At 71.9% G+C, this 18,359-nt stretch carries 19 protein-coding genes and 1 riboswitch; of the genes, 13 read left to right on the top strand and 6 right to left on the bottom strand.

Translation table 11 applies throughout. The features are described from left to right. Nucleotides 1-321 precede the first annotated feature (321 nt). Both ACE3Q3_RS10745 and ACE3Q3_RS10740 read left to right on the top strand, forming a co-directional pair. Nucleotides 322-933: a DedA family protein gene (locus ACE3Q3_RS10745; protein WP_374445618.1), complete on the top strand. Its 612-nt coding sequence runs from the start codon at nucleotides 322-324 to the stop codon at nucleotides 931-933. Nucleotides 934-1,001: 68 nt separating this feature from the next. Next, the gene (locus ACE3Q3_RS10740; RefSeq protein ID WP_374445616.1) at nucleotides 1,002-2,432 is read left to right on the top strand and encodes a sodium:proton antiporter; all 1,431 of its coding nucleotides are present in this window, start codon (nucleotides 1,002-1,004) and stop codon (nucleotides 2,430-2,432) included. 28 nt (nucleotides 2,433-2,460) lie between these two features. Here ACE3Q3_RS10740 and ACE3Q3_RS10735 read toward each other — a convergent pair whose 3' ends face one another. From ACE3Q3_RS10735 to ACE3Q3_RS10720, 4 genes are all read right to left on the bottom strand, one after another. Continuing rightward, entirely contained in the window at nucleotides 2,461-3,291 is an 831-nt protein-coding gene (locus tag ACE3Q3_RS10735) for a universal stress protein (RefSeq protein ID WP_374445613.1), read from the bottom strand. Between the two features lie 115 nt (nucleotides 3,292-3,406). Then, entirely contained in the window at nucleotides 3,407-4,372 is a 966-nt protein-coding gene (locus tag ACE3Q3_RS10730) for an ABC transporter substrate-binding protein (protein WP_374445611.1), read from the bottom strand. Continuing rightward, nucleotides 4,369-5,118 (bottom strand): ABC transporter permease, encoded by a 750-nt coding sequence (locus tag ACE3Q3_RS10725; RefSeq protein WP_374445608.1) that lies wholly within the window; start codon nucleotides 5,116-5,118, stop codon nucleotides 4,369-4,371. Before ACE3Q3_RS10725 ends, ACE3Q3_RS10730 begins: the two co-directional genes overlap by 4 nt. Before the next feature lie 4 nt (nucleotides 5,119-5,122). Continuing rightward, the gene (locus ACE3Q3_RS10720; RefSeq protein WP_374445606.1) at nucleotides 5,123-5,818 is read right to left on the bottom strand and encodes an ABC transporter ATP-binding protein; all 696 of its coding nucleotides are present in this window, start codon (nucleotides 5,816-5,818) and stop codon (nucleotides 5,123-5,125) included. Nucleotides 5,819-5,856: 38 nt separating this feature from the next. Continuing rightward, nucleotides 5,857-5,970: riboswitch (TPP riboswitch) on the bottom strand. Nucleotides 5,971-6,059: 89 nt separating this feature from the next. Between ACE3Q3_RS10720 and ACE3Q3_RS10715 the strand changes: the two genes are divergently transcribed. From ACE3Q3_RS10715 to ACE3Q3_RS10665, 11 genes are all read left to right on the top strand, one after another. Then, nucleotides 6,060-6,968 (top strand): DMT family transporter, encoded by a 909-nt coding sequence (locus ACE3Q3_RS10715; protein WP_374445603.1) that lies wholly within the window; start codon nucleotides 6,060-6,062, stop codon nucleotides 6,966-6,968. A gap of 157 nt (nucleotides 6,969-7,125) precedes the next feature. Continuing rightward, nucleotides 7,126-8,052 (top strand): transporter substrate-binding domain-containing protein, encoded by a 927-nt coding sequence (locus tag ACE3Q3_RS10710; protein WP_374445601.1) that lies wholly within the window; start codon nucleotides 7,126-7,128, stop codon nucleotides 8,050-8,052. Between the two features lie 98 nt (nucleotides 8,053-8,150). Continuing rightward, nucleotides 8,151-8,816, top strand: coding sequence for an amino acid ABC transporter permease (locus ACE3Q3_RS10705; protein ID WP_374445597.1), 666 nt, complete (start codon nucleotides 8,151-8,153; stop codon nucleotides 8,814-8,816). Between the two features lie 12 nt (nucleotides 8,817-8,828). After that, nucleotides 8,829-9,503 (top strand): amino acid ABC transporter permease, encoded by a 675-nt coding sequence (locus ACE3Q3_RS10700; protein WP_374445594.1) that lies wholly within the window; start codon nucleotides 8,829-8,831, stop codon nucleotides 9,501-9,503. An 8-nt stretch (nucleotides 9,504-9,511) separates the two neighbouring features. Further along, nucleotides 9,512-10,288, top strand: coding sequence for an amino acid ABC transporter ATP-binding protein (locus ACE3Q3_RS10695; RefSeq protein WP_374445592.1), 777 nt, complete (start codon nucleotides 9,512-9,514; stop codon nucleotides 10,286-10,288). 7 nt (nucleotides 10,289-10,295) lie between these two features. After that, nucleotides 10,296-11,432 carry an acetoin utilization protein AcuC gene (locus ACE3Q3_RS10690; RefSeq protein WP_374445590.1) on the top strand — a complete coding sequence of 379 codons (1,137 nt, stop codon included), beginning with the start codon at nucleotides 10,296-10,298 and terminating at the stop codon, nucleotides 11,430-11,432. Nucleotides 11,433-11,441: 9 nt separating this feature from the next. Beyond that, a complete protein-coding gene (locus ACE3Q3_RS10685; protein WP_374445587.1) occupies nucleotides 11,442-11,909 on the top strand; it encodes a DUF192 domain-containing protein in 468 nt (155 codons plus the stop codon). Next, nucleotides 11,906-13,348 (top strand): putative 2OG-Fe(II) oxygenase, encoded by a 1,443-nt coding sequence (locus ACE3Q3_RS10680; protein WP_374445585.1) that lies wholly within the window; start codon nucleotides 11,906-11,908, stop codon nucleotides 13,346-13,348. The genes ACE3Q3_RS10685 and ACE3Q3_RS10680 overlap by 4 nt, the downstream gene beginning before the upstream one ends. Nucleotides 13,349-13,398: 50 nt before the next feature. Continuing rightward, nucleotides 13,399-15,006, top strand: coding sequence for an adenosine deaminase (locus ACE3Q3_RS10675; protein ID WP_374445583.1), 1,608 nt, complete (start codon nucleotides 13,399-13,401; stop codon nucleotides 15,004-15,006). Nucleotides 15,007-15,033: 27 nt separating this feature from the next. Beyond that, a complete protein-coding gene (locus ACE3Q3_RS10670) occupies nucleotides 15,034-16,359 on the top strand; it encodes a trypsin-like serine protease (RefSeq protein WP_374445581.1) in 1,326 nt (441 codons plus the stop codon). Then, a complete protein-coding gene (locus tag ACE3Q3_RS10665; RefSeq protein ID WP_374445579.1) occupies nucleotides 16,356-17,246 on the top strand; it encodes an alpha/beta fold hydrolase in 891 nt (296 codons plus the stop codon). The genes ACE3Q3_RS10670 and ACE3Q3_RS10665 overlap by 4 nt, the downstream gene beginning before the upstream one ends. On the opposite strand, the gene ACE3Q3_RS10660 is transcribed toward ACE3Q3_RS10665, so the two are convergent. Further along, nucleotides 17,235-17,372: a hypothetical protein gene (locus ACE3Q3_RS10660; RefSeq protein ID WP_374445576.1), complete on the bottom strand. Its 138-nt coding sequence runs from the start codon at nucleotides 17,370-17,372 to the stop codon at nucleotides 17,235-17,237. The two genes, ACE3Q3_RS10665 and ACE3Q3_RS10660, sit on opposite strands and share 12 nt — an antisense overlap. Next, nucleotides 17,356-18,318, bottom strand: coding sequence for a RimK family alpha-L-glutamate ligase (locus ACE3Q3_RS10655; protein WP_374445573.1), 963 nt, complete (start codon nucleotides 18,316-18,318; stop codon nucleotides 17,356-17,358). Before ACE3Q3_RS10655 ends, ACE3Q3_RS10660 begins: the two co-directional genes overlap by 17 nt. Nucleotides 18,319-18,359: the final 41 nt, after the last annotated feature.

Raw genomic sequence — 18,359 nt, 5'->3', positions numbered from 1 at the left:
GGCCCACACCGCCTCGCGCGGGGCGGCGATCCGGTATTCCCCTGACATGTCCATGATGAATCGCTCCTGCGCTGGACCCCGATGGGGCGGAACCTATCGCCCGCCCCGGCCGGGGGCAACATCGGGCGCCGTCGTCCGGGCGGCCGGCGGACCGTCATGAGATCAGGCTTGCGCGCCCATGGGGTTGTGCGCGACGTTGCGGCGCTGCCGACGGCGTGCGTGGCCCCAATGCCAAGCATTCGCAACAAATGACCGGCGGGGCGGGAACAGGGTCGGGGGACGTGGAAGTCCCGCGGAAACTCCAGATGCCGAGGCCGGAATGTGAACGTCGAACAACTGATTGCCGACTATGGCTCGTGGTTCTATGTCGTCACATTCCTATGGACGTTCCTCGAAGGTGAAACGTTTGTCATAATCGCCGGCGTGGCAGCCCAGAAGGGGCTGCTCGACTGGTGGACGCTGTTCTTCTGTGCCTGGTTCGGCAGTTTCTGCGGCGATCAGACCTATTTCTGGATCGGACGCCTCTACGGACCCAAGATCCTCGCCCGGTTCCCGCGCTGGCGATCCGGAGTCGAAGGGGCGCTGGCCCAGGTCCAGCGCAACAGCACCTGGTTCATCCTGAGCTTCCGCTTCATCTACGGGGTGCGCAACTTCGCCTCCTTCTCGCTGGGGATGGCGCGTGTCGCCCCGCTGCGCTTCGCCGCCCTCAACTTCGTCGCGGCCTTCGTCTGGGCGCTCTCCTTCGCCGGTTCCGGCTACCTGTTCGGCGAGGCGTTCGAGGCGGTGGCGGGCGAATGGGTGCACGGGATCGGCCTTGTGCTGCTGACCTGCCTCGTGTTGTTTGCCATCCTGATGATCCTGCGGGCGCGCCGTGGCCGGCGACGCGCGGCAGTGGCGCCGGTGTCGTCGAGCGTGTCCAAACCGCCAGCCTGAGAGCGGCCGGGGAGCGCTCGGCCGCTTCGGCGCACGGGTGGCGGCAGCGATTTGGGGGGAGCATGCGGATGACGCGGGCACGGCGGGTCCTGGCGGCCCTGACGGCGGGCATTGGGGCGATGGCGGCGGCTCCGCCGGCGATGGCGGCGGCCGAGGCCCCGCACATCGACGGGTCGGTGCTCGGTCTGCTCTGGGCCGTTCCCTTCGCCGGCATCCTGCTGTCGATCGCCATCATGCCGCTGGTGGCCCCGGCCTTCTGGCATCACCATTTCGGCAAGGTCTCGGCGGCCTGGGCCGTCGCCTTCGTCGTCCCCGCCACCCTCGTCTTCGGGGCCGACGTCGCCGCCTACGAACTGCTGCACACGCTGCTGCTCGAGTACGTCCCCTTCATCGTGCTGCTCTGGGCGCTGTTCACCGTCGTCGGCGGCATCCGCCTCGTCGGCGACCTGCGGTCGTCGGCGGCCACCAACACGGCGATGCTCGCCGTCGGCACGGTGCTGGCGAGCTGGATGGGCACCACCGGCGCGGCCATGCTGATGATCCGCCCGCTGATCCGGGCCAACGAATGGCGGAAGCATCAGGCCCACGTCATGGTGTTCCTGATCTTCCTGGTCGCCAACGTCGGCGGCGCGCTGACCCCGATCGGCGACCCGCCGCTCTTCCTCGGCTTCCTCAAGGGCGTGCCGTTCTTCTGGCCGACGACGGCGCTGTTCCTGCCGATGCTGCTGGTCGCCGGTATCCTGCTGGCGGTCTTCTTCCTGCTCGACAGCTACCTCTTCTCGCGCGAGCCGGGGCGGCCGCCCAACGACCAGTCGGGCGAGCGCCTCGGCGTCGAGGGCGGGGTGAACATCCTGCTTCTCGGCGCGATCGTCGGTGCCGTGCTGCTGCGCGGCATCTGGCATTCCGGGGTCGAGTTGACCGTCTACCACGTCCCCGTGCCGCTGGAGAGCATCGCCTCCAACCTGCTCCTGGTCGCGATCGGGCTCCTGTCGCTGCGCCTGACGCGGGAGGACACGCGCCTCGGCAATGCCTTCTCCTGGGGGCCGATCCTCGAGGTGGCCAAGCTCTTCGCCGGCATCTTCGTCACCATCGTGCCGATGATCGCGATCCTGCGCGCCGGCCGCGACGGCGCCATGGCGGGGCTGGTGGCGCTGGTGACGACCCCCGACGGGCGGCCGATCGACGCCTGGTACTTCTGGCTGGCGGGGGGCCTGTCGAGCTTCCTCGACAATGCCCCGACCTACCTCGTCTTCTTCAACCTCGCCGGCGGCGACCCGGCCCAGCTCACCGGGGCGCTCGCCTCGACCCTGACGGCGATCTCGGCCGGGGCCGTCTTCATGGGCGCCAACACCTATATCGGCAACGCCCCCAACTTCATGGTCAAGGCGATCGCCGAAGAGCGCGGGGTGAAGATGCCGAGCTTCTTCGGCTACATGGCCTGGGCCGGCATCTTCCTCGTTCCGCTCTTCGCGCTGACGACGCTGGTGTTCTTCCGGTAGCGGGGGGCGGCGGCGGCCGGCGCCGCCGTCAGTGCGCCTGCAGCACCGGCAGGGTCATGTGGCGGCAGACATGGGCGGTGGCGCCGCCGAAGATCATCTCGCGCCAGCGGGTGTGGCCGTAGGCGCCCATGACCAGGAGGTCGGCGCCGATCGCCGACGCGGTCGCGAGGAGGGTGGCGCCGGCATCGCCGTCGCTGCCGCGCTGGACGCGAACCTCGACGGCGATGCCGTGGCGGCTGAGGAAGCTGGCCGCGGCCTCGGCCGACGGGTCGGCCGCGCCGGAATCGTTGATCGCGAGCAGGACCACGGAATCGGCCGATTCCAGCAGCGGTACCGCGGCATGGAGCGCCCGCGCCGTGGTGTGCGAGTTCTTCCAGCCGACGAGCGCCCGGCGGCCGATGGCCGGGGCCGGCGGCCGGCCGTGCGGCAGCACCAGGCACGGGCAGGCGGTCATCAGCGGCAGTTCTTCCATCGGCTGCAGCGAGACGACGTCGTCGACGGTCATCGCCGGGTTCTGGCCGACGAGCGCGATGTCGGCGAAGCGGCTCTCGACCTTGATCGCCTCGATCGGCTCGCCGTCGACGATGTGCAATTCGATGCCGACGCCCTCGCGCCGGCTGGTCTCCTCGACGAGGCCGCGCAGCAGGGCGGCCTTCTCGCGGGCGATCGCCACCGCCTCGGCGATGTAGCCGGCCGAGGCGCCGCGCCCGGTGATCGCCGCCGGCATCTGCGCCGGGGCGGTGACGTAGAGGGCGGTGATATGGGCGTCGAGGCGCCTGGCCAGGGTCACGGCGGTGCCGATCCGGCTCTCGGCCTGGCCGTCGTTGGCGAGATGGACGAGGATCGTCTTGACGGTCATGCGGGCCTTCCTCCGGGCTGGGCGGGCCGCGCTCCCCGCGGCCCGCCTTGCGTGGCCCGAAGCTAGTGGAGCGGTGCCCGCCCTGGCAATCTCCCGCCCCGCCGTCCGGTTCCCGTCAGCGACGGTACGGCACTTCGATCGCGTACTCGTCGATCGGCAGCACCGACTTGATGACGCCGCGCTCGCGCAGGAACTCGGCGAAGCGCTGGTAGCGCGCGCGGTCGAGCGCGCCGGGGCGGAGCGCGAAGCGGGGCAGGGTGTCGCGCCAGGCCCGGCGGTTCAGCTCGTCGTCCAGCTCCTTGTGGCGGGCGAGGAACAGCTTCCAGCTCGCCTCGGGGTGGTTGACGAGATACTGCGTGCCGCGCTCGACGGCGTCGACGAAGGCGCGGAGCGGCAGGTTGCCGAGGCGGCCGCGCTGGGCCACCAGGATCAGTTCGTCATAGGGCGGCACCCCTTCCTCCTCGACATAGAAGGGGCGGCCCTTCTTGCCGATGAGGTCGAGCTGGGTCAGTTCGAAGTTGCGGTAGGCGCCGATGATGGCGTCGACGCGGCCGCTGGCCAGCGCCGCGGTCAGGCCGAAGCCGACGTTGATGAGCTTGATATCGGCGACGGTCAGCCCGTGGCGGGCCAGCATCGCGCCCATGGTCGCGTCCTCGGTGCCGGCGACGGCGAAGCCCACCGTGCGGCCCTTGAGGTCGGCGATCGAACGGATCGGGCTCGAATCGAGCACCATCAGGGTGTTGAGCGGGGTCGCGACCAGGGTGCCGATGCGCGTCAGCGGCAGCCCCTGGCTGGTCTGGATGTGCAGGTGCGGCTGATAGCTGACGGCGATCTCGGCCTTGCCGGCGGCGACCAGCTTGGGCGGGTCGTTGGGGTCGCTCGGCGCGATCAGCCGGACGTCGAGCCCCGCCTCGCGGAAATAGCCGCGCTCCAGCGTCACCACGAGCGGCGCATGGTCGGGGTTGACGTACCAGTCGAGCAGCACGTCGAGCTTCTGCAGGGCCGGCGCTGCCGTCTGCGCCTGCGCGGCGGGCGCCAGCGCCAGGGCGAGGACGGAGAGGAGGGTGGCGAGGCGTGTCATCGGGACCTTCCGAGGGTTTCGGGTTGCCACGGGACGAGCCGGCGCAGGATCGCGTCGAGCCCGTAGTAGAGGGCGATCGCCATGGCCGCGAGGACCGTCAGCGCCGCGAACAGGAGGTCGATCTGCATCCGCCCGTTGGCGTGCAGCATGAGGTAGCCGAGACCGGCCCCGCTCCCGACCCACTCGCCGATGACGGCGCCGATCGGGGCGACGGCGGCGGCGATGCGCAGTCCCTGGGCGAGCGCCGGCAGGGCCGCCGGCAGGCGCAGCCGCCACAGCACGGCGCCGTCCGTGGCGCCCATCGTGCGGGCGAGTTCGAGCCAGCCGGGCGGCGTCGTGCGCAGGCCGTCGAAGAAGGTGGCCGCGACCGGGAAATAGATGACGAGTGCCGCCATCACGACCTTGGAGGCGAGGCCGTAGCCGAACCACAGCACCAGCAGCGGTGCCAGGGCGAAGACCGGGATCGCCTGGCTCGCGATCACGACCGGCATCAGCCAGCGGCGGGCGAGGGGCGAGCGCACCACCAGGAGCGCCGTGCCGATGCCGAGCGCCACGCCGGCGACGAAGCCGACGACGATCTCGGTCAGGGTGACGAGGGCGTGGTGCGCCAGGATCTCGCTGCGCAGCCAGAGCGCCGTCGCCACCTGGCTCGGCGGCGGGAGGATGTAGGGCGGCAGGCCGAGGAGGCGGGTCGCCGCCTCCCACACGAGGATCAGCCCGAGGGCGGTGACGAGGCTGCGGCGCATGGCGCTACTCCCGGTCCTCGGCCAGCCGGCGCAGCAACTCGCCCTGCAGGGCCAGCACGGCCGGGTCGTCGACCGGCCGCAGCGGCAGCCCCGGCGGCCGGATCGCGTCGGAGAGGCGTGCCGGCCGTCCCGTCATGACGTGGACGACATGGCCGAGCCGCAGCGCCTCCAGCGGGTCGTGGGTGACCAGCAGCACGGTCCGGCCGGCCAGACGCTCGGCCGCCAGCGCCTGGAGCCGCAGGCGGGTGACGGCGTCGACGGCCGCGAAGGGCTCGTCCATCAGCACGATCGGCCGGTCCTCCATCAGCGTCCGGGCGAGCGCCACGCGCTGGCGCATGCCGCCGGACAGGGCGGCCGGGCGCAGGCCGGCCGCATCGCCGAGGCCGAGTTCGGCCAGGAGCGCGGCCGCCCGTGCGGTGTCCGGCCGCTCGCCGCGCAGGCGCTGGCCGAGCAGGACGTTGGCGCGCGCATCGAGCCACGGCAGCAGCAGGTCCTGCTGTGCCATGAAGGCGACGCGCGCCGCGACCGGCGCGCCGTCGCCGGCGGTCACCCGCCCGTCGGGGTCGCCGGCGACGAGCCCGGCCACCAGCCGCAGCAGCGTCGACTTGCCGACCCCGCTCGGTCCGAGCAGGCAGGTCCAGCGTCCGGCCTCGAGCACGAGGTCGAGGCCGCGGAACAGGGCGGCGCCGTCGAAGGCCACGCCGGCTCGTTCGAGACGGATTTCGGGTGCGGAAACGTGCAAGGTCGGAACGCCTCTCCCTTCGCCGGCATGATCCGGATCAGGTTCGAGGGGTCGTTTCCCGCTGGTGGAAACCTCTCAGCCGGCCCCGGCCGGCTCCCCCGGGTGATAACGGCAATATGACGTCGGACCGACCTCGGGGCAAGGCCGGTCCGGCCGGGGGTTCCCAACCGCCGCCATCCGCGCGATGGTGCCGGCCTCCATGGATGCCCCACGCTCCCCGGTCGCCCGGGCGCTCACCCATCCGTATGTCCTGCTCGCGCTGGCGGCGCTCACCTGGTCCGGCAACCATGTCGTCGGACGGGCGATCGCGGGCGAGGTGCCGCCCTATGCCCTGTCGACCCTGCGCTGGGCGATTCCGGTCCCGGTCCTGTGGTTCCTGGCCCGGCCCCACCTCGCCGGCGACTGGCCGGTGATCCGCCGGCACTGGCGGGTGCTGCTCGGCCTCGGGTTCGGCGGCGGCGCGGTGTTCAGCGCCATGCAGTATGTCGGGCTGCAGTACACGACCGCCCTCAACGTCTCGGTGCTGAACTCGCTCGCCCCGGTGATGATCGTGCTGGCGGCCGCGTTGCTGTTCCGCGAGGGGCTGACGGTGCGCCAGGGGGCGGGGATCGCGCTCTCGCTCGCCGGGGTCCTGGTGATCGTGACCAAGGCCGATGCCGGGACGCTCGCCACGCTCTCCTTCGACGTCGGCGACTTCATCATCTTCGGCAACATGATGCTGTGGGCCATCTATTCGGTCTGCCTGCGGCTGGCGCCGCGCATCCACTGGCTCAGCTTCGCCTTCGTCATCGCGCTCGTGTCGGCGCTCGGCACCCTGCCGGCGATGGTGTGGGAGCACGCCACGGGCTACCGCCTGCAGCCGAACCTGGAGACGCTGCTGGCGGTCCTCTACGTCGCGATCTTCCCCAGCGTCGTCGGCTATGCCGCCTGGAACCGCGGCGTCGCGATGATCGGCTCCAGCCGGGCGGGCGTCTTCCTCTATGTCATCCCGCTCTACAGCGCCGTCCTCGCCAGCCTCTTCCTCGGCGAGCGGCTGATGGCATTCCACGTCGCCGGATTCGCCGCGATCGTCGCCGGTGTGACGCTGGCCGCCCGCCGCGCCGGATGAGGCTCGGCGCCGGCACCCCGTTGACAAGCCGCGGAGGTCCCCTCAATCCTCGCGCGCGGAAGCGGAGCACGAGTTCGCAGCGGGGGAGCGGCGCGGCGCGGTTCGTGCATCCTCCGCCGGCGCGGACCAACCGCATTTCGGTCCAGGGGAGAGCGACATGAGCATTCGGGACGAGGACAAGGCGGCCGGCTCGACGGTCAGCCGGCGCGACATTTTCCAGCTCTCCGCCGGGGCGGCGGGAGTGGCGGCCGCGGCCGGGCTGGTCGGCGGCGCGACGCTGGGTCCGAAGGCGGCCCTGGCCCAGACCCAGGACAATTCGAAGAGCAAGCTCTACGAGGTCCTGAAGCGCGGCAAGCTGATCGTCGGCACGGGCAGCACCAACCCGCCCTGGCACTTCGAGGACCGCAGCGGCAAGCTGGTCGGGATGGACATCGACCTCGCCCGGCTGATCTCGAAGAGCCTCTTCGACGACTACGACAAGGTCGAGTTCGTCATCCAGGGCTCCGACGCCCGCATTCCGAGCCTCGTCACCAACAAGGTCGACATCGTCGTGCAGTGGATGACGGTGACTCCCGGCCGCGCCCAGCAGGTCGAGTTCACCATCCCCTACTACCGCGAGGGCGTCGGCGTCATGCTGATGGCCAACGGCAAGTACAAGCAGTTCTCCGAGCTCAAGGCGGCCGGCAAGGCGATCAAGATCGGCGCCATGCAGAACGTCTTCATCGAGGAATGGGTGAAGAAGGGCCTGCCGGAAGCCTCGGTCGAGCAGTTCGACAGCCCCGATTCGACGCTGCAGGCGCTGAACGCGCGGCGCGTCGACGGCTACCTCGCCGACCAGTCGGCGATGCGCTGGCTGATGCAGCAGTTCCCGAACCGCTACGTCGATTCGGGCTACGGCTGGATGCCGAACTCCTACGCCTCGGCGGTGCGGCCGGGTGACCCGATCTGGCTCAACTGGGTCAACACGGTCTACAAGGAAGCGATGATGGGCGTCGATTTCGACTATTTCGCCGCCTCCTACAAGAAGTGGTTCGGCATCGACCTGCCGACCCCGAAGGTCGGGTTCCCGCAGGAATTCGCCTGATCCCTTCCGAAGACGCATGCTTGCGAGGCCGGCCCGCTCCTTCCTGGACGGGCCGGCCGTCGTTCCGGGCCCGGGCCCGCTGACGGTGTGATCGGCGCATGACCTACCAGTTCAACTTCGACCCGATCCTCCGCAACTTCGACAAGATGCTCTGGGGCCTCGGCCTCGGGCTCTACCTCGCGGCGATCGGGCTCCTGATCGGCTGCGTCATCGGACTGCTCGTCGCCTATGGCCGGCAGTCGCGGCTGGCGCCCCTGCGCTGGGTGCTGTGGGTCTATGTCGAGACGATCCGCAACTGCCCGATCCTGCTGCTGATTTTCTTCGTCTATTTCGGACTGCCGGAACTCGGCATCTACTTCCTCGACAAGACCGAGAGCTTCATCCTGACCTTGTCGATCTATGCCGGCGCCTACCTGTCGGAGGTGTTCCGCTCGGGCCTGTCGTCGATCCCGGTGCGCTATGTCGAGGCGGCGAAGGCGATCGGGCTCCGGCCGTGGCAGCGCCAGCGCTACGTCGTGCTGCCGGTGATGTTCCGCATCACGCTGCCGGCGCTCGCCAACAACCTGATCTCGCTCTTCAAGGACACCTCGCTGGCGGCGGCCATCGCCATCCCCGAGCTGACCTTCATCACCCGCCAGATCAACGCCAACACCTTCCGCGTCATGGAGAGCTGGCTGACGGCGAGCGTGCTCTATCTCGTCACCTGCTACGGCATCGCCTGGCTGCTGCGCCGGGTCGAGCGCCGCTATGCGGTCATCCGGTAGGGGAGGCGGGACATGTTCTCCTTCGAGCCGGGCACCTTCCTCTTCGAGGCGTGGGTCGCGCGCAACCAGCTCCTGGCCGGTCTCTCGGTGACCGCCCAGCTCTCGGTCCTGACCATCGTCGCCGGCAGCGTCGTCGGCGTCTTCGGCGGCATCGGGCTGTCCTACGGGCCATGGCCGATCCGCTTCCTGCTGCGCGTCTATGTCGACGCGGTCCGCGGCATCCCGGTGCTGGTGCTGATCCTCTTCAGCTACTACGGGCTGGCGCTGCTGGGCGTGCATATATCGCCCTTCACCGCGGGCGTGGTGGCGCTCGGCGGCTTCTGCGGCGCCCACATGTCCGAGACGGTGCGCGGCGCGCTGGAATCGATCCCGGTCGGCCAGACCGAGGCGGCCAAGGCCATCGGCCTGCGCTTCGGCCAGCGGCTGCGCTACGTCCTGCTGCCGCAGGCGATCCGCCGGCTGCTGCCGCCCTGGGTCAACACCGCGGTCGAGATGGTCAAGGGCACGACGCTGCTCTCGATCATCGGCGTCGTCGAGCTGCTCCTCGCGACGCAACAGACGATCGCCCGCAACTACCTGATCCTGCAGTTTTATTTCGCGGCCGGGATGCTCTACGTCCTGGTCAACTTCACGATCTCGCAACTGGGCGCGCTGCTGGAGCGGCGGACCGCCCATCTCCGCTACTGAGGAATCCCATGGCCGAAGCCCAGCCGCTCCTCCGCGCGATCGACGTCCACAAGAAGTTCGGCGACGTCGAGGTGCTGAAGGGCATCGACATCGACGTCCACAAGGGCGAGGTGCTGGCGATCATCGGCTCGTCCGGCTCGGGCAAGACCACCTTCCTGCGCTGCATCAACCTCCTGGAGGAGTTCCACCAGGGCGAGATCCAGGTCGACGGCGAGCGCATCGGCTACACGGCGGGCAGCCACAGGCGGCTGGGCGAGGCGGCGATCGCCGCCCAGCGGGCCCGCATCGGCATGGTCTTTCAGAGCTTCAACCTGTTTCCGCACATGACGGCCGAGCAGAACGTCACGCTCGGCCTCGTCAAGGTGCAGGGACGCAAGAAGGATGAGGCGGTCGAGATCGCGCGGCGCTGGCTCGACCGTGTCGGCCTCTCGGCGCGGCGCGACCACTATCCCTACCAGCTCTCGGGCGGGCAGCAGCAGCGGGTCGCGATCGCGCGCGCCGTCGCCATGGAGCCCAAGCTGGTGCTGTTCGACGAGGTGACGTCGGCGCTCGATCCCGAACTGGTGGCCGAGGTGCTGGCCGTCGTGCAGGACCTGGCGAAGAGCGGCATGACCATGCTCGTCGTCAGCCACGAGATGAACTTCGTGCGCGCGGTCTCGACCCGCGTCGTCTTCATGGAGCAGGGCCGCGTCGCCGAGCAGGGGCCGCCCGAGGAGATCTTCACCCGCCCGAAATCGGAGCGCCTCGCCGCCTTCATCGGCCGTTTCGCCGGCCGCGCGCACTAGGACCGGCTTGCCCCCGGCGCGTTCCCTGGAGCGGCCGCTCCTCGTCGGCAGCGACATCTACCGCCGGTCGCGCTACGGCCGGCGCCATCCGCTCTCGATCGCCCGCGTCTCGCCGACGATCGACCTCGCGCGCGCCATGGGCTGGCTGCCGGACGCGGCCTATGTCGACAGTCCGCAGGCGACCGTCGCCGAGCTCACGCGCTTCCACGACCCGGCCTATGTCGCGGCCCTGATCGAGGCCGAGCGGACCCAGCGCGCCGATGCCGAACTCTGCCGGCGCCACGGTATCGGCTGCGCCGGCAACCCGGTCTTCCCGGAGGTCTTCCGCCGCCCCGCCACCTCGGTCGGCGCCAGCCTGGAGGCGGCGCGGCGGCTCGCCGGCGGCGGCGTGGTCCACAATCCGGCGGGTGGCACCCACCATGGCCGGCGCGACCGGGCGAGCGGCTTCTGCTTCTTCAACGATCCGGTGCTGGCGATCCTCGCCTTTCTCGACCAGGGGCTCGCCCGCATCCTCTATGTCGACCTCGACGCCCATCACGGCGACGGCGTCGAGGACGCCTTCGCCGACGACGACCGGGTGCTGACGATCTCCGTCCACGAGGCCGGGCGCTGGCCGGGGACGGGCCGGCTGGAAGACCGCGCCGGCGGGATGGCGCGCAACCTGCCGGTGCCGGCCGGCTTCCACGACGACGAACTGGCGGCCATCGTCGAGGAGGCGATCCTGCCGCTGGGCCAAGCGTTCGACCCGGACGCGCTGGTGCTGCAATGCGGTGCCGACGGGCTGGAGGAGGACCCGCAGAGCCGGCTCGCACTCGGCAACCGCGCCCTGTGGCGGGCGGTGGCGGCGCTGCGGCCGCTGGCGCCGCGGGTGCTGGTCCTGGGGGGCGGCGGCTACAACCCGTGGTCGGTGGCGCGCTGCTGGGCCGGGATCTGGGCGACCGTCAACGGCTTAGAGGTTCCCGACCGGCTGCCGCACGCCGCCGAGGCGGTGCTGCGCGGGCTCGAATGGAACCACAGCCGCGGCCGCAATCCGCCGGACTCGTGGTTCACCACCATCGCCGACCCGTGGCGCGGCGGGGCGGTGCGGGCAGAGGTGCGGCATGCGATCGCCGCCACCCTCGCAAGCGATCCGCCCGTCGGCTAGAAGAAGGCGATGCAGACCTGGACTCGCCGCGGTCTCCTGGCCGCCGTCCTGCTCGCCGCGGCGGTGCCGGCGGCGGCCCAGCTCGTCGGCTTCGCCACCTCGCCGCTGACGATCGAGACGGCGGACGGACGGCGCCATGCCTTCACGGTCGAACTGGCGCTGACCGACCGGCAGCAGATGCAGGGCCTGATGTACCGCCGGTCGCTGGCGCCGGACCGCGGCATGCTCTTCGTCTACGAGCGCGACCAGCCGATCGCGATGTGGATGAAGAACACCTACATCCCGCTCGACATGCTGTTCCTGGAGGCGGACGGCCGCATCATCAACATCATCGCCGATGTGCCGCCGCAGACCCTCGACTCGCGTCCCTCCGAGGGACCCGCGCGGGCGGCGCTGGAGCTTCCCGCCGGGACCGCGGCGCGGCTCGGCATCCGGCCCGGCGACCGCGTCGTCCACGAACGGCTGGCCGGACGATGACCGCGGCCGAGCAGGCGCTCGCGGCCCGGCGCTACGACGAGGCCCTGGAGGCCGCACGGGCCGCCGGAGACTCGCGGGTCGAGGCCCTGGCGCTGGTCCAGCTTCGCCGGCTCGACGAGGCCGACCGCCTGCTCGCCGCCATCGCCACCGCCGAGGATGCCGGCCTGTCGGCGGCGCTGGCGACGCTGCGGCTGGTCCAGGGACGGACGGCCGATGCCCTGGCCGCGGCCGAGGCGGCGCTCGCGCGCGATCCCGACCGGGTCGAGGCGCTGGTCATGCGCGCCCAGGTGCGCGCCGCGCAGGGCGAGATCGCGACCGGCCTCGCCGACGCCGAGCGGGCGGCGGCACTCGCACCCGGGTTGGCGGCGGCCCAGGCGGTCCACGGCCGGCTGCTGCGTCGTGCCGAACGGATCGGGGAGGCGATCCAGCCGCTCCGCCGCGCGGTCGCGGCGGAGCCGGGGCACGGCCCCTGGCGCGCCCTGCTGGCCGAGGCGCTGGCCGAGGCGCTGCGCTTTGCCGAGGCCGAGCCGGAATGGCGCGCGGCCATCGCCGCCGACCCCGGCCAGGGGCGCCTGCGCGGGCAGCTTGCGGCCAGCCTGGCCGAACTGGGGCGCCTCGACGAGGCCGAGGCCGAGGCGCGCGCCGGCATGGAACTGGCGCCCAAGGATCCGCTGCCGCCGCTGACGCTGGCGAGCATCCTGCTGGCGCGGCCCGGCGACGCCGCCGAGGCGCTCGCCTGCTGCGAGCGGGCGCTGGCGCTCCATCCCGGCTCGGCCCGGGCCGTGGCACTGAAGGGGGTCGCGCTCGACCGGCTCGGCCGCTTCGACGCCGCCGCCGCCCATCTCGCCATGGACCGGCTGGTGCAGCCGCTGCGGCCGCCGGTGCCGGCGCCGTTCGATGAGCGCGCCGACTTCCATCGCGCGCTCGTCGCCGGCATCGACGCCGACCGCTCGCTGGCCTGGGAGCCGGCGGCGACGACGACGCGGATGGGCTACCAGACGCGCAACCTGCTGCGCCACCAGACGCCCGAGTTCCTGGCCCTGCGGCGTCTCATCCTGGGGGCGGTCGAACGCTACGTCGCGGCCGTGCGCGACCATCCCTGGTTCCAGCGCTTTCCCCAGCGCGTGTCGGTCTATGCCTGGGCGACGGTGCTGCAGTCGGGCGGCCGCCAGCTCGACCACATCCATCCGTCGGCCACGGTCAGCGGCGTCTACTATGTCGCAGTGCCGGCCGTCGTCTCGGATCGCGGCACCGACGGCTGGATCGAGTTCGGCCGCCCGCCGGAACTGTTCCATCCCCCCGGCGATGCGCCGGTGCGGCGCCTGCAGCCGCAGGAGGGGCTGATGGTGCTGTTCCCGTCCTGGCTCTACCACCGCACCTTCCCGTTCGAGGCGACCGAGCGGCGCATCTCGATCGCCTTCGACGTGATGGCCGGTTAGCCGGCAGGGCGATCTCGCCTTCCGCCGGCGGCCGGCGCACAATGGCCGCCATGCCGATCCGCCTCGCCGCCGCGCTCGCGGCCCTGCTCATCGTCGGCGCCTGCGCCGTCGACCGTCCGCCGCCGCCGGTCCCGGCGGCCTATGCCGACGCCGGTACCGACGCCGACGACGCGACGGTGACGGCCGCCCTCTTCGATGCCGTCCGCGATCAGCCGCCGCTGCTCCAGGCCTATCTGCGGCGCCTGCCCAAGGGCGCCGACCTGCACAGCCATCTCTCGGGCGTCGTCTACGCCGAGAACTACATCGCGCGCGCGGCCGGGGCCGGTCTCTGCTTCGACCGGGAGCGGCGGAGCCTGGTCGCGCCGAAGCCACCGTGCGACGCCGGCCGCGGCCGGCCGCCGGTGGCCGGGGCCGATCCGGCGCTCCGGGCGACGATGATCGACGCCCTGTCGATGCGGAACTTCATCGCGGGCGAGGCGGCGCCCTCCGGTCGCGACCAGTTCTTCGCGACCTTCCCGCGCTTCGGACCGGCCAGCAGCGACTGGGGGCCGATGCTGGCCGAGGCGACCCGGCGGGCCGCCGACAACGGCGTCCTCCACCTCGAACTGATGGTCTCGCCCGACCGCGGCGCCTCGCGCGGGGTCGGCCGCGCCCTGGCCGCGGCCTGGACCGGCGACCTCGACGCGTTCGCCACCGCCGCCGGGCCGCGGCTGGCCGACCTGCCGGTGGCGGCCAAGGCGGCGCTCGACGGCGCGGAGGCCGAGCAGCGGGCGATCCTGAAGTGCGGGACGCCGACGCCCGAGCCCGCCTGCGCCGTGTCGGTTCGCTACATCGCCCAGGTGCTGCGGATGCTGCCGCCCGAGCAGGTGTTCGCCCAGACCATCGCCGCCTTCCGCATGGCCGAGGCGGACCCGCGCATCGTCGGGATCAATTTCGTCGGACCCGAGGACGACGGGGTCGCGCTCCGGGACTACCGGCTGCACATGCGGATGATCGCCCACCAGCGCCGCCAGCATCCCGAGGTCGCGGTCGCGCTCCATGCCGGCGAACTGGTGGCGGGCCTCGTGCCGCCCGAGGACCTGCGCTTCCACGTCCGCGAGGCGGTCGAGGTGGCGGGCGCCCGGCGGATCGGGCACGGCGTGTCGATCATGCACGAGGACGACCCGATCGGCCTCATCGCGGAGATGGCGCGGCGGCGGGTGGCGGTCGAGATCAATCTCAGCAGCAACGACGGCATCCTGGGCGTGGTCGGACCGCGCCACCCGCTTCCGGTCTATCGCCGCTTCGGCGTCCCGGTGGTGATCTCGACCGACGACGAGGGGGTGTCGCGCAGCGACCTCACCCAGGAGTATGTCCGCGCGGTGCAGGAGTTCGGCCTCGACTATGTCGACCTCAAGACGATCGCCCGCGACAGCCTCGTCCATTCCTTCCTGCCCGGCGCCGATCTCTGGGAGGGGGAGGGGCGGCGGACGCTGGTCGCCGCCTGCGTCGGCGCGGACCCGGCCGAGGCGGCGACGGACGACTGCGCCGCCTTCCTCGCCGGCAGCGAGAAGGCACGGGTGCAGTGGCGGCTCGAACAGGCCTTCGTCGCCTTCGAGGCGGAAGTCCGCGAGGAGGTCGAGCGGCACCCGCACCTGCTGGCGTCGGGTGGGCGCTGACCGCGGGGCGGCGACGATCGGGCGGCGATGATCTTCGGTGCCGACGACCGGACGGAGGTGACGCAGACGACGGTGTTGCCGTGGAGCGCCGTCGTCCGGCTGGAGATCGACTTCCCGTTCGGCGGCGCGGTCGCGACCGGGGTGCTGATCGGGCCGAACGACCTGCTCACCGTCGGCCATGCCGTCTACAGCGCCGACCTCGGCGGCTACGCCATGTCGATCCGGGCGATCCCCGGTGCGAGCGGGTCGAGCGAGCCGTTCGGGGCTGCCCGCTCGATCGCCTTGCAGGTCGACCCGCGCTGGGTCGAGAACGACGGCGTCGACGGACCCGTCGACGCCTTCTCCTTCGACTATGCCGTGGTGACGCTCGACCACGCGATCGGCGCCGCCGCCGGCACCCTGCCGGTGGCGACCCTGGCCGATCCGGTCGGTGTCGCCGCGACGTCGGCGGGATATCCCGCCGACCGCGGCTACCTCTTTCCCTACGCGACCGCGGGCACCGTCGACTCCGCCGACATCGACACGCTCTTCTTCGAGGACGACCTCGACCTGTCGGCGGGGCAGAGCGGCTCGCCGGTGATGGTGGGCGGCGCCGTCGTCGGGCTGATCTCGTTCGACTACGAACTGCCGCCCTACGCCAACGGCGTGCTGCGCATCACCGACGAGTACCTCGAGACCATCGCCCGCTGGGCCGCCACCAACGACGCGACCGCCGGCGCGGACTGGATCGAGGGCGGGCCTGCGGGTGACCTCTGGATCGGGCACGAGGGCGCCGACACGATCTTCGGCTTCGGCGGCGCCGACACGATCGACGGCGATTCGGGCGACGACGACCTCAATGGCAACCAGGGCGCCGACCTCGTCCGCGGCGGACCGGGCTCGGACCTCGTGCGCGGCGGCCAGGGCGACGACACGGTCCTGGGCGGTTCGGCGGGCGACTGGCACGTCAACGGCAACCGCGGGCGCGACCTCGTACAGGGCGGCTCGGGCGACGACCGGGTCTTCGGCGGCACCGACGCCGACACGCTGCTGGGCGAGGCGGGGGCGGACACGCTGTCCGGCGATCTCGGCGACGATGTGCTGACGGGCGGCGACGGCGCCGACCGATTCCTCTATCGCTCCGGCGGCGGCATCGACCGCATCCTGGACTTCGTCCCCGGCACCGACCGGATCGTCCTCGAGCGCGATCCCGACGGGACCCTGAACGGGGTGTCGCTGCCGACCGCCGACGCCGTGCCGGCCCTGCTCGCCACCGGCGGCGGGGCGACGGTCCTGTCGCTCGGCGCCGGCCGCATCGAGCTTGCGGGCGTCGGGCCGGCCGATCTCGCTCCCGCCGACTTCCTCGTGCTGTGACGGTCGCCGTCCGCCGCCGCTGGCTGCGCTGGCCGCTGCGCGACCGGGAGGTGCGCGCCGCGATCCACGAGTGGGTGCCCGACCGGCCGGTGCGGGCGGCCGTCTGCGTCCACGGGTTCCTCGGCAACGGCAGGGAGTACGCGCCGCTCGCGGCGGCGATGGCACGGCATGGCTGGCGGGTCTTCTGCCCCGACCTGCCGGGTCACGGCGAGAGCGACTGGCTGCCGGAGGCGGGGGACTATGGCGGGCCGATCTACCGCGAGGTGATGCTGCGCCTGGTCCACGCCGCCGGCCTCGCCGCGATCGATCTCGTCGGCAGCTCGATGGGGGCGGCGGTGGCGCTGCGCATCGCCGCCGACCAGCCGGAACTGGTGCGGCGGCTGGTGCTGAACGACGGCGGCGCCTTCGCGCCCCGGGCGGCGCTTGCACGCGTGCTGTCGCTGGCGCCGGTCGACACATGGTTCGCGGATCGCGCGGCGGCGGAAGCCGCCGTCCGCCGCTATCGCAGCGACTGCGATCCGCTGACGGCGGCGGACTGGGCCGAGGTGCTGGCGGAGGCCATGCGGCCCGATGGAACCGGCTGGCGGCTGCGCCACGACCCGCGCGTGCTGGCGAAGCTGGTGGCCGCCGCCGGACAGGATCAGTCGCAGTGGCCGGCCTGGGATGCCGTCGCCTGCCCGGTGCTGCTGGTTCGCGGCGAGCACTCGGCCATGCTCTCCGCCGCCATCGCGACGGCAATGATCGCCCGCAGGCCGGGGACCGACGTCATCACCGTGCGCAACTGCGGGCACCGGCCATGGCTCCGGCGTCCGGATCAGATCGCCGCCCTCGTCCACTGGCTCGCGCAGGGCCACCTGCCGTCGCCGGGCACCGGCTCACGCCAGTGAGGCGCGGGCGGCGATCTCCGCCAGTTCGGCGGGCGATTCCGGAACCGGCTCGGTGCGCGAGAATGCGAGGCCGACGAGCAGCAGGATCGCGCCCAGCAGCGGACCCGCTTCAGGCGGCGCGGGCACGCTGCCGGTCCTGGAGCAGGCGCGCCAGATGGCGGGCGATCGCTTTCATGCCATGCTTGCCCGCCCGGGCCTCGGCGTCCGGATTGTAGTTGGTGTTGGTGTTGACGTCGTAGGTCCAGGGCCGCCCCTGGCGGTCGACGATGAACTCGATTCCGGCGACGCCGATGTCGTTCGCGGCGAGAAAGCGCTCCCAGGCCGGGATCAGCGGGTGCTGGAAGCCTTCGACGATGCGGAACTTCTCGGACGGCGCCGTGGCGGGGCAGGCCTCGAAGCCGCCGGAAGCGGCGTCCGCCTCGATGCGGCACTGGTCGGCCGGGCACAGTTCGAAGCCTTCGCTGGTGTCGACGCGGACGGCATAGAGGAAGCGTCCGCCGACGAACTCGACCCGGGTGATGAAGGGCTCGGGCGCCTCGACATAGCGCTGCACCAGGGTGATCCCGTCGATCGGCTCCTCGAAGCCGGGCGAGGCGAGGTGCTCGTCGACGGCCGCGCGCGACAGGAGGAGGCGCACGCCGAGCCCCTTGCCGGCGCGGTTGTGCTTGAGGATGACGGGGTAGCCGATGGCGTCGGCGGCGGCGGCGACGTGCTCCAGCCCGACGGCGGCGATGGTGTCCGGCGTGTCGATGCCGAAGCGGGCGAGCGCCTGGTACTGGGCCACCTTGCTGATCTCGAGCGCCAGCGCCCGGCTGCCGTTGACCACGGTCCGGCCGTGTCGCTCCAGCCAGGCGAGGATGGCGCCGGCATGCTCGGGCGCATAGCGGTGGCCGCGCGTGTGCGACGACGCGCTCATGCGATTGTAGAACACGCCCTCGGGCGGCGGCCGGCGCAGGTCGAGGGCGCCGCGGTCGACGAACCATTCGCGGAACGGCGCGCCGATCTCGGCGAAGGCGGCCCGCAGCGGCTCGACCCAGGCGTCGTTCTCGTGAATGACGAATATCTCTGCCATCGCCGGCACCCCGTCGCTCCGATGCAATGGGGCCAATCTGG

The organism is Allostella sp. (genome assembly GCF_041913585.1).
Taxonomy (GTDB): Bacteria; Pseudomonadota; Alphaproteobacteria; order ATCC43930; family Allostellaceae; genus Allostella.
The sequence above is the reverse complement of the archived record's forward strand: the minus strand, read 5'-3'. Positions and strand labels throughout refer to the sequence as shown.